Here is a 10,523-nt window from a genome sequence, read left to right as displayed (position 1 = left end):
AATTTATGCCGCGAAAGCCTGTTTATATGGGATAGTACCCTCTGGTAAAATACTGACGGCGGAAGCCAATAATGATCTAGTATCACTTCCGCCCAAGAAACGGGAGTCCAGAGGGTACAAGGGCCCCATGTCAACAGGACCGTGGAATAAATGGATTGAAGAGCATGAAAAAACGTCAACCATAACTAATGATTGACGCCATAATACTTTTGTTTTTTCTACTGTCTACTTGACAGGGGCATGTTCATTCTGCTGGTCTTTCTGCTGGTCTTTCTGTTGTCCCAAATAATCAGTCAATAACAAGGTATATTTGCCAGCTTGATTTACACGGTTACTTCTCTCATAGTAAATTAAATTTGCTTCTATTAAGGCGACTCTAGCTGCATCTAATTGTTTACGACTTAATCCAGCAGCATGTTGTAATATAACATTAGGCAAAGTAAATTCATGTTTACACCCACACTTATTACTTTTGTGCAACAAGGCAAACCATAGTGCTATCGCAGTGGCAGGCAAGTGATTTACTTCTTTCCACTCATGGAATGTTTCTATTAAGTTTAAATATTTCATATAATCATCCTTTCATAATCGTATAAACTTAAGTACAGAAATTCTATCTCGACAATTTTAACTCTTCTTGCTGATTAAGCCAGTTTTCCAAAGATTCAGCACGAAATAACACCCTAGATCCAATCCTGCTATGTGGTATATCTCCTTTTCGCGCCTTTTCAGCTAATAGATGGTAGCTTATCCCAAGCCATTGTGATGCTTCTTTCATCGTTAAAGTTCTTCTAGTTATCACGATCTCACCCCTCTCCAAAAAAAAATATCAAAACAAAAGTCGGCTATTACAAATATCCTGTGGTTCCCCTTTTTTAAAACAAAAAAACGCACTTCACCAATTTGCATTAGTAAAATACGTTTTAAATGATAACTCTTTTTGACCAGCACAAAATAAGACTTGGCTAGTTTAATTTACATGGGCAGAACGTTTCATGAATGAAAGATTCCTTTGGCCCGTACACTTTACAGTCCGCTTTTTCCGCAAACAGCACTAGGGCTAGAGGGCGGTAAGGGTTGATACAATATAATATAACTTCATTATAAATAAACAGAACTCAATTTCAATAGGATAAATACACTATACAACAACATCTCGCACAGGTCTTTATTACCATTTTTACTAAATATTGAAACAAACGAGCGTTTGTTTAGTAGTACACTTTCTTATATCTCTATTGCATGGTATTTTAAAAATATATTGAGAGGGGGCCGAAAAATGAAAGGTAGTGTAGAAAAACGCGGAATGACTAAAAAAGGCTTAGCATGGCGATTAACCGTGTATGGTGGTCAAAGTTTAGGAACGAAATACCGTCGGTTTCGAAAAACTGTATATTGTGATAAAAAATCTGAAGCGGAAAAAGAACTTGCAAGATTTATTATGGAAATTGAAAAAGGAGAGTTTACGGAACCTACAACATTATCATTTGAAGCATTTGTAGCTATGTGGCACCAGAATTATGCCAAACAACATTTATCGCCAACAACATATGAAAAATATGAACGACACTTAATCAGTAGGATTATTCCAGCATTTGGCCATTTTAGATTGGGTCAGATTCAAACTATTCATGTCGTAGAGTTCGTTTCAAAATTAAGTAAATCCCACATCAAGTCAGCAACACAAAATGATATATATAAAGTATTACGTAATGTTCTAAGTCGTGCAACTGAATGGAATTTAATTAACAAAAACCCATGCAATAATGTTAAGCCCCCAAAGGTTAAACATCAAAAGTCTAATGTTTATGACTCATCTGAGTATCGCTTACTCGTTGAAAAATTAAAGATTGAGTCGATACAACATCAAGTTTTAGTGCTACTAGCTGTCGCTTGTGGGTTACGCAGAGGGGAAATCCTTGGTTTACAGTGGGATGATATAGATATTAATACTAAAACAATCTATATTAAGCATAGTTTACTTATAAAGAAAGGCAGTGGATACGAATTACGCGAGCCGAAAACCGAAAGCTCAGTTCGAAAAGTTATATATCCCTCTGAATTGCTTGATATACCACTTAAAAAACTAAAAAAAGAACAGCTTGAGAAACGTATAAAATGTGGTGAGCTATACGAAGCTGATGAACACTTTTTTGTATTATCAAGCTGGGCTGGTAAACCGTTACGACCTGATAGTGTTACACAATGGTGGGGACGATTTACAAAGCGTACCGGAATCAAGAATATACGCTTCCACGACCTTAGGCATACATCTGCTACACTGCTCATAAATGCTGGAGTACATGCTAAAACTATATCTGAGAGATTAGGACATTCTGATATTAAAATAACTATGAATGTTTATGGCCACCATTTAAAAGAAGCCGATCAAAAGTCAGCGGATGTATTTTCTCAATTAGCACTAAATGAATAAAACTAAAATTTTTATCCCCTCATTTAGCCCCTGAAAAAATGATAAACGGAAAAGACACGATCTTCCATAAAGGAAAACCGCGTCTTTTCAAGGTTTTTAGTGGTGGGCGAAACCGGGCTCGAACCGATGACCTCTACCGTGTCGGGGTAGCGCTCTCCCAGCTGAGCTATTCGCCCACTGAATTAAATTATTATGGTGCCGAGGACCGGACTTGAACCGGTACGAGTGTGACCTCGCAGGATTTTAAGTCCTGTGCGTCTGCCGATTCCGCCACCCCGGCAATCGATACTTGACTAAACTCAAGTATACTAACAATTATTTTGTAATTGTTTGTTGGTGGGCCCACTAGGATTCGAACCTAGGACCAACCGGTTATGAGCCGGTTGCTCTGACCAACTGAGCTATAGGCCCTTATTTAAAATTAAAATGGCGGAGCTGACGGGATTCGAACCCGCGATCTCCTGCGTGACAGGCAGGCATGTTAGGCCTCTACACCACAGCTCCAGCTTGTCGCAATTTCTAGCGACATTTATTAGATTACCACACATTGAAATAATAGTCAACCATTTCAGGAAAATTCCACAAAAAAAGATGTGGTATTTCAAACCACATCTACCTACATTCTTACAAAACACACGTACTAATCTACAAATTTGCACCCATCCATAAATTTGTACTAATCGACAAATTCAAATTCCATCTCTACGATGCGAATCGTGTCTCCTTCTTTAGCTCCTGCTTGCCTTAAAGCATTATCGACACCAATTCCCTTGAGGATCCTTTGGAAACGAACGACCCCATCTTCGCGGCTGAAGTCAGTCATAAGTACAAGTTTTTCAATCTTCTCGCCACCGACAACATACACATGCTGGTCACGACTAATTGTAAATGGTTTTTCTTCTTGTTGCGCTCTATATACTTTATAATCCTCTTCTGATTCACCAATCTCATCGTATAATAAAATGTTAGGTAGATCACGAAGCATCGTTGCGATATCTCGAACTAATGGATCCAATCCCTTTTTCGTTAATGCAGATACTTCATATATCTTGACATCATCAGGGTTTAAGCCATTTTCCTTATAATGCTGTTTTAATTCTTCTGTGAATTTCACAAGATTTTCTTGCGCATCTGGCATGTCCATTTTATTCGCTACAATCAACTGCGGTCTTTCCATCAATCGTAAATTGTATAATTCAAGCTCTGCATTGATTTGTTGATAGTCATTGAATGGATCACGTCCCTCTAGAGCAGACATGTCGACTACGTGTACTATTACACGAGTTCTTTCAATGTGCCTTAGGAATTGATGCCCTAGTCCCACACCTAAATGTGCGCCCTCAATTAGACCCGGAAGGTCTGCCATGACAAAGCTATCGTCGCCAGCTTTTACAACACCGATATTCGGAGATATAGTTGTGAAATGGTATTCCGCAATCTTCGGCTTGGCTGCAGAAACGACAGAAAGAATCGTCGATTTCCCTACGGAAGGGAATCCAACAAGCCCAACATCAGCTAATATTTTTAACTCAAGTTGGATTTCCAATTCTTCACCAGGTTCACCTTTCTCAGCGATATCCGGAGCTTTAAAACGAGAATTGGCAAAACGTGTGTTACCACGGCCACCGCGGCCACCCTTAGCGATTACCGCCTCATCATCCACACGAATTAAGTCTGCAATGACTTCCCCCGTGTTCACGTTCGTTACTACGGTACCTGGTGGTACGCGTACTATTAGACTATCCGCCTTCGCACCATGTTGGTTTTTCGTCTTGCCATGTTCACCACCATCAGCACGAAAATGCTTTTTAAAGCGGAAATCCACCAAGGTTCGTAACCCTTCATCCACACGGAAAATTACATCCCCACCTCGGCCACCATCGCCACCAGCAGGTCCACCATCGGGTACAAACGGCTCACGGCGGAATGCTACCATTCCCTTACCGCCATCGCCACCCTTTACATAAATCTTAACCTTATCTACGAACAAAGAATTCACCTCTAACTTTTTTCCTTAGTTTCTTACTATAACCCCTTATTATTGCGTGAAAGTTCCCACTCAAATACTTCTGAATCTTGATGATTTTGTTGCACAAACACATTATATCTTGACAATTTCTTATGTAAACACGCTAATACACCTGGTTTTTCCTCTAAACTCTTTCCATACAATGTAAAAACAATTGAATTCTCATCTTCAATAGAAATCGCAATTTGCATTTTATTCTGTTTTGTTTCTTGGGCTGCGAGTGCAATACAAACATCTATCATGATGTTAGCTAGCTCGTACTCTGGGTGAGGTAGTACTTGAAATAGAATGTTTTTACTCTGGATAAAGCAATCTATTTGTAACTCTGGGTATCGCATCATAAATGAAATTAGCTTTGCAGCGACAAAATGACTGCCAATATTTGATAATCGGCTATGCATTTTAAACTCATGCGCGATTCCATCAATATATTGGATGATACGGTCATTTCCATCCAGTTTCGCATACGCGTGAATCACTTGCAAATGATTCACCATATCGTGTCGAAGATCAGTCATCATATGTATTAACTCAGAATACGGTTTTGTTCTATCTAGTATTTCCAAATCTCATCTTCCTAACTCAAATTATTCTTCCATAAGAATATAATCGATAAACAATTGTCAATTGTCATTTGCCCCTTGTCTATACTCGACATATTCGACAAAAAAGTGTAATTTCCTTTATTAAGAAGATAAGCAGTGTTGTTATGAATAAAAAAGGCCTGGTGTATTTCATCACCAGACCTTCTCGCTTTCGATTATGCTTCAGCAGTAACCGCTACTGGATATACACTTACACGCTTCTTGTCGCGTCCAAGTCTTTCGAATTTAACAGTTCCTTCTGCCGTAGCAAAAAGAGTGTCATCTCCACCAATACCAACGTTTACTCCAGGATATACTTTCGTTCCTCTTTGACGTACAAGGATACTTCCAGCAGTAACTAGTTGACCATCTGCACGCTTAACGCCTAAGCGCTTAGCTTGGCTGTCACGGCCGTTCTTCGAACTACCTACCCCTTTTTTCTGAGCAAAAAACTGAAGGTTTAATTGTAGCATTCAAGCCACCTCCTTATACGTAATTAATTTTGATTGCTATAAAATCTTTATAGTTTTCTTCAATCGCTCGAAGTCCAAATAACATGCTTTGTAATAACAACTGCATTTTCTCCTGAGCTCCTACCTCTTCAAGAACAGGAAAATCACATTCCAAGCTCCCTAGTGAAGTTGCTTCCGGATGGAGTTTCGCCTTTAAAAAATGCTCAATACTGTTAATGGTATTAAATGTTAGAATCGATACTGCTGAACAGACAATATCTTGTCCTGCGTCCGCGTATCCAGCATGCCCATTTACTTGGAGTGAGACAATTTCATCCAAGCTATTTTTTGCGATCTTTATCTCAACCATAGTAATTACGCGTTGATAGTTTCAACGATAACTTTTGTAAACGGTTGACGATGACCTTGCTTTTTCTTGTAGTTCTTCTTGGACTTGTATTTGAAAACGATGATCTTTTCTCCACGACCATGCTTCTCAACTTTAGCCGTTACTGTAGCGTTAGCAACTGTAGGGCTTCCAACCTGAACTTGACCGTCTTTAGCAACAAACAATACTTTATCAAAGTTAACAACATCACCAGCTTCAACATCTAACTTCTCGATATAAAGCTCAGTTCCTTGCTCAACCTTGTATTGCTTACCACCTGTCTCGATAATTGCGTACATACTTGCACCTCCTATTAACTTAGACTCGCCGATGTAAAGGTACTACTTCCGTAGTTTAAGACCTTTTCCGTGCGGTTGAAGTATGCCGGAGGATTTACCCATTGGCACACTGCTCAAAATAGAATATCACGTTTTGCCACTAGGTGTCAACTTTTTATTACAGTTCATTAATTAAAGTTCGTCAATTTAGCAATGCGAGTAGCATCACGCACTTCCCCTGAGAACACAATATTAAAATGTTGTAACGGGACATGCTTCTTGATGCGAATAAAAATCCGTTTACCGAACTCATCTTCTAATCTATGAATATGTTCCTCTTGCTCACCCTTAAATTCCGAGACTATATCTTCATGTAATTCAATGACAATCGCATCATCTTTAGAGTAGCGAAGGAAATGTCGTACTTCTCTATCGATTTTATTCGTCGTTGCTTCCTTAGACCATGTCTTTCCTGTTCCATGACAGGTTTGGCACGTCCCCATAATAAATTCATTCAGGCTCTTCCGTACTTTTTTGCGTGTGATTTCTACTAATCCTAATTTAGTGATTCCTAGCAAATGTGTTTTATTACGGTCTTTCTTCAATTCTTCCTCTAGGACACGAAGGACCTTTTGTTGATTGCCTTCTATGTGCATGTCGATAAAATCGACAATGATAATTCCGCTAATATTCCGCAAACGGAGCTGGAATGCTACTTCTCTCGCCGCTTCCACGTTAGTAGTGACGACAGTCTCTTCCAGACTGCTCTGCCCAACGAACTTCCCAGTATTGACATCTATAACCGTCAACGCCTCTGTGTGATCAATGATTAGATATCCGCCGCTTTTCAGCCAAACCTTCTGTTTTAACGCCTTATCCAGCTCTTGCTCGATTAAATAATGATGGAAAATTGGGTCTTTTCCTTTATAGTGAGTCACACAAGACTTTTTGTGCGGTGCAATGCTTTCAATAATCTTAACGATCGCTACGTAATCTTCGTAGGTATCGATGACAACCTCATTGACATCTTCCGTGAACACATCACGGATAACGCGTGGCAATATCTCTAAGTCTCGATGTACGAGTCCAGGTGTTTTCACCTTCGTGAGGTTTTTCTGCACCTTTTCCCATAAACCTTTTAAGTATAAATAGTCTACCTCAAGCTGACGATCCGTTACTCCATCAGCTACTGTACGGACAATAAGGCCCATCTGTTCTTTACCAAATAAACCCTCGGAAATGGTACGTAATCGTTCACGCTCCAGTTCCATTTCAATTTTCCGCGAGATTCCAATATATTTTGACAGTGGCATCAACACCACATAACGCCCAGGGATGTTAATGTTCGTACTGACTCGGGCCCCTTTTGTGCCAAAGGGCTCTTTAATGACTTGAACAACAATCTCTTGTCCCTGACGCAATACATTCTGAATATCTAGATTCGTAGGATTATTGGCTCCGCCAGAATGGTTGGTAGGCACTGCATCATCAACATATAGGAATGCATTCTTCTCCAGTCCAATGTCAATAAACGCTGCCTGCATCCCAGGTAGCACATTCTCGACCCGACCTTTATATATATTGCCTACAACACGTTGATTTTCCGGTCGTTGAATATATAGGTCAACCAGCCTCTCATTCTCTATGGCGCCTACGCGAATTTCTCTACTATCACAATTGATAATCAGCTTTTTGCTCATGACATCTACTCACATTCTGTCAAAATCTATTGAAATCTAATTGGACTAAAATGGTTGCTTAATACTCTTAGTTTCATCGATAATTCCTAACTTTTTACGATGGATATGGTATGGCATTTCTGGTAAATCACCATAGGTTTTAAGCGCAGTTACTAGTTCATCCGGTCGGACATTCGCCTCACTGCCTGACTTCACCATCGCTTTCAGAATCATGACCTGCTCATCGAACACAATTTCCATCCAATAGACGAACGGCTTAATATCTAATTCTCTATCTTTCTTCTTACTGAATCTTGATACGATCCACTCTTGAGTTTCATTGAGCTTATCTAATGCAGCTAAAGCTTGTTCTAGCTCTATCGTGACTTTAGATTCTCGCGGATAGAAATATATCTCATACTCAGCAGTGTTAATCACACTCATAAGCGTCTTCTGCTTGGCGCCTTCCTCTGTCTCGTAGATTACAGCTTCTTCAATCGAAAAGCCCGGAGGTAAGATTTTATTCATCTTCGTGATAAAATCTTGCTCGTCTAACATTTCAGCCAAATCGACATCAATGAATTCACTTTCGCTAGTGGTTCCGACACCCAAAGCTGAACCAAAGGATAGACGTGGATGTGGATTGAACCCTTGGCTATAAGCCACAGGAATATTAGCCCTGCGTAGTGCCCTACCGAACATCCGTTGAAGGTCAAGGTGAGAAATATAGCGCAATGCATCTCCCTTAGAAAATCTTGCTCGAATCGTAATTGCCATTATGCTTCCTCTCCCTTCCAAACCACAACATCTACACCAAGGGATTGACAGACACCACAGCCTGTACAATTGTTCGTCTTGCAATCTTCTATGGTCTTGCCTAATAAGGCACGCTCGTATTCTAATTTTAGATATTTTTTGGATACACCTGAACTTATGTGCTCCCAAGGTAATATTTCATCAAACCCATATTGTCTAAAAGCATACGATTCAGGATCGATGCCAACTTGTTGATAGGCTTGTAACCATTCGCGGTTACGGAATTGCTCAGTCCAACTATCGAACTTACAGCCATTTTTCCATGCTTGATAAATCACTTTCGATAATCGGCGATCCCCTCTAGATATGACCCCCTCAAGGAAACTCACGTTAGGATCATGCCAATTATACGTAATCGCCTTCGAGCGAAACGAGTTTTGCAAAATTAATCTTCTTCTATGTAACTCATCTTTCGTAACTTGTCCAACCCACTGAAACGGCGTATGCGGCTTCGGTACGAACAACGAAGTACTTACAGTCACACGTAAACCTTTGGCCTTCCCACCGTTGACCGCTTTATATGCATCGACAACCTTGTCGGCAAGGTCAGCAATCCCAACCACATCTTCATCCGTTTCCGTTGGTAATCCTAGCAAGAAGTATAGCTTGACCTGTTTATACCCAGAACGGAACGCGCTAGTTACTGCATCAATTAAATCCTGTTCTTCTACACCTTTATTAATGACGTCCCGCATCCTTTGACTACCCGCCTCCGGTGCAAAAGTTAGCCCAGATTTGCGCACCTGTTGCAGTTTCTCTGCAAGATCGACAGAGAACTTATCCGCACGCAAGGATGGTAAAGAGATGCTAATACGATTGTCCTTGAATTCTTCTAACAATTCATGAATCAGTTCTTGAATCTGCGTATAGTCATTACTTGCTAAAGACGTTAAGGATATCTCATCGTAACCCGTTTTATCAATTAAGGTACGAGCAATTTTGCGCAGATTTTCTTTTTTGCGCTCACGCACTGGTCGATACACCATTCCTGCCTGACAAAAACGACAGCCCCTAGTGCAACCGCGTTGGATTTCTAGCATAACGCGATCGTGAACGATGTTTAAAAACGGAACTACTAGATCCTCAGGATATTCTGCCGCGTCTAAGTCTTTAAGCACGCGTTTCTCAATCTTCTCTGGAATCCCATCGCGATTCGGTCGAATCGAAGTGATTTTGCTGTCTTCACCATAGGTAACATCATAGAATTGCGGCACATAGATACCAGGAATCTGCGCTAAATGCATCAGCACTTCTTCTCTCGTAACTCCTTCTTTGCCTTGAATCTCTTTATACACATTGGCAAGGTCAATGACTGCCTCTTCCCCTTCACCAATAACCACTAAATCGAGAAAATCAGCAATCGGTTCAGGATTAAACGCACTAGGACCACCACCAATTACTAGTGGGTCCTCTTTTGTACGATCCTTCGAATACATCGGAATGCCCGCTAGGTCTAACATATTAAGAATGTTTGTATAACTCATTTCGTATTGCAATGTGAACGAAACGAAGTCGAAATCCTTTAAAGGAGTCTTCGTTTCTGAACTATGTAACAGTTGATCACGGCTACGCAATTTTTGTTCCATATCGACCCATGGAGCAAAGGCGCGCTCTGCATAAAAATTCTCCCGTGCATTAATGATATGATATAGAATTTTATAACCTAAGAAAGACATCCCTACTTCATATACGTCAGGGAATGCCAGTGCAAAGGTAACATCCATTTTCTCATGATCTTTCACGATTATATTCCACTCGTTCCCAGCGTAACGAGCAGGCTTCTCTACTTGTGTCAGAATCTCATGCTGACAAATTGGTTCCATGATGAGCCCCCTAATTTTTCAAAACAAAGTTGTCTATATT

11 protein-coding genes, 4 tRNA genes and 1 other annotated feature are annotated in these 10,523 nt (G+C 40.2%); of the genes, 1 reads left to right on the top strand and 14 read right to left on the bottom strand.

What is annotated here, in order from left to right; translation table 11 throughout:
• Nucleotides 1-225: 225 nt before the first annotated feature.
• Together BHU72_RS15260 and BHU72_RS15255 are read right to left on the bottom strand one after the other, a co-directional pair.
• Nucleotides 226-570, bottom strand: a complete 345-nt coding sequence (locus tag BHU72_RS15260) for a hypothetical protein (protein WP_069703488.1) — start codon at nt 568-570, stop codon at nt 226-228.
• A gap of 43 nt (nt 571-613) precedes the next feature.
• Nucleotides 614-802, bottom strand: a complete 189-nt coding sequence (locus BHU72_RS15255) for a helix-turn-helix domain-containing protein (RefSeq protein ID WP_245671924.1) — start codon at nt 800-802, stop codon at nt 614-616.
• A 477-nt stretch (nt 803-1,279) separates the two neighbouring features.
• Here BHU72_RS15255 and BHU72_RS15250 point away from each other — a divergent pair, with 477 nt between their 5' ends.
• The gene (locus tag BHU72_RS15250; RefSeq protein ID WP_069703486.1) at nt 1,280-2,434 is read left to right on the top strand and encodes a tyrosine-type recombinase/integrase; all 1,155 of its coding nucleotides are present in this window, start codon (nt 1,280-1,282) and stop codon (nt 2,432-2,434) included.
• A gap of 100 nt (nt 2,435-2,534) precedes the next feature.
• Here BHU72_RS15250 and BHU72_RS15245 read toward each other — a convergent pair.
• From BHU72_RS15245 to BHU72_RS15190, 12 genes are all read right to left on the bottom strand, one after another.
• Nucleotides 2,535-2,610: transfer RNA gene (locus BHU72_RS15245), tRNA-Val, on the bottom strand.
• Between the two features lie 17 nt (nt 2,611-2,627).
• A tRNA-Leu gene (locus BHU72_RS15240) sits at nt 2,628-2,714 on the bottom strand.
• Between the two features lie 54 nt (nt 2,715-2,768).
• Nucleotides 2,769-2,845 (bottom strand) — tRNA-Ile (locus tag BHU72_RS15235).
• Between the two features lie 16 nt (nt 2,846-2,861).
• Nucleotides 2,862-2,938: transfer RNA gene (locus BHU72_RS15230), tRNA-Asp, on the bottom strand.
• Nucleotides 2,939-3,110: 172 nt separating this feature from the next.
• Complete coding sequence (gene obgE / locus BHU72_RS15225; RefSeq protein WP_069703485.1) at nt 3,111-4,424, bottom strand: GTPase ObgE; 1,314 nt, start codon at nt 4,422-4,424, stop codon at nt 3,111-3,113.
• Nucleotides 4,425-4,459: 35 nt separating this feature from the next.
• Entirely contained in the window at nt 4,460-5,029 is a 570-nt protein-coding gene (locus tag BHU72_RS15220) for a Spo0B domain-containing protein (RefSeq protein WP_069703484.1), read from the bottom strand.
• Between the two features lie 194 nt (nt 5,030-5,223).
• Nucleotides 5,224-5,520 (bottom strand): 50S ribosomal protein L27, encoded by a 297-nt coding sequence (gene rpmA / locus BHU72_RS15215; RefSeq protein WP_069703483.1) that lies wholly within the window; start codon nt 5,518-5,520, stop codon nt 5,224-5,226.
• 13 nt (nt 5,521-5,533) lie between these two features.
• Nucleotides 5,534-5,869: a ribosomal-processing cysteine protease Prp gene (locus BHU72_RS15210; RefSeq protein ID WP_069703482.1), complete on the bottom strand. Its 336-nt coding sequence runs from the start codon at nt 5,867-5,869 to the stop codon at nt 5,534-5,536.
• 5 nt (nt 5,870-5,874) lie between these two features.
• Entirely contained in the window at nt 5,875-6,186 is a 312-nt protein-coding gene (rplU, locus tag BHU72_RS15205; protein WP_069703481.1) for a 50S ribosomal protein L21, read from the bottom strand.
• A gap of 11 nt (nt 6,187-6,197) precedes the next feature.
• Nucleotides 6,198-6,273, bottom strand: a sequence feature (ribosomal protein L21 leader region).
• A gap of 80 nt (nt 6,274-6,353) precedes the next feature.
• A complete protein-coding gene (locus tag BHU72_RS15200; protein WP_069703480.1) occupies nt 6,354-7,865 on the bottom strand; it encodes an Rne/Rng family ribonuclease in 1,512 nt (503 codons plus the stop codon).
• 45 nt (nt 7,866-7,910) lie between these two features.
• Nucleotides 7,911-8,621, bottom strand: coding sequence for a TIGR03936 family radical SAM-associated protein (locus BHU72_RS15195; RefSeq protein ID WP_069703479.1), 711 nt, complete (start codon nt 8,619-8,621; stop codon nt 7,911-7,913).
• On the bottom strand, nt 8,621-10,483 hold the full coding sequence (locus BHU72_RS15190) for a TIGR03960 family B12-binding radical SAM protein (protein WP_069703478.1): 1,863 nt from the start codon (nt 10,481-10,483) through the stop codon (nt 8,621-8,623). Before BHU72_RS15190 ends, BHU72_RS15195 begins: the two co-directional genes overlap by 1 nt.
• Between the last annotated feature and the right edge of the window lie 40 nt (nt 10,484-10,523).

The organism is Desulfuribacillus stibiiarsenatis, from assembly GCF_001742305.1.
Lineage (GTDB): Bacteria > Bacillota > Bacilli > Desulfuribacillales > Desulfuribacillaceae > Desulfuribacillus_A > Desulfuribacillus_A stibiiarsenatis.
This window is presented reverse-complemented; position numbering and strand designations above follow the sequence as displayed.

Bases quoted from the DNA above. Each gene is read 5' to 3' on its own strand.
- BHU72_RS15260 (WP_069703488.1), bottom strand. From the start codon at position 570: ATGAAATATTTAAACTTAATAGAAACATTCCATGAGTGGAAAGAAGTA.
- BHU72_RS15250 (WP_069703486.1), top strand. From the start codon at position 1,280: ATGAAAGGTAGTGTAGAAAAACGCGGAATGACTAAAAAAGGCTTAGCA.
- rpmA (WP_069703483.1), bottom strand. From the start codon at position 5,520: ATGCTACAATTAAACCTTCAGTTTTTTGCTCAGAAAAAAGGGGTAGGT.
- BHU72_RS15210 (WP_069703482.1), bottom strand. From the start codon at position 5,869: ATGGTTGAGATAAAGATCGCAAAAAATAGCTTGGATGAAATTGTCTCA.
- rplU (WP_069703481.1), bottom strand. From the start codon at position 6,186: ATGTACGCAATTATCGAGACAGGTGGTAAGCAATACAAGGTTGAGCAA.
- BHU72_RS15200 (WP_069703480.1), bottom strand. From the start codon at position 7,865: ATGAGCAAAAAGCTGATTATCAATTGTGATAGTAGAGAAATTCGCGTA.
- BHU72_RS15195 (WP_069703479.1), bottom strand. From the start codon at position 8,621: ATGGCAATTACGATTCGAGCAAGATTTTCTAAGGGAGATGCATTGCGC.
- BHU72_RS15190 (WP_069703478.1), bottom strand. From the start codon at position 10,483: ATGGAACCAATTTGTCAGCATGAGATTCTGACACAAGTAGAGAAGCCT.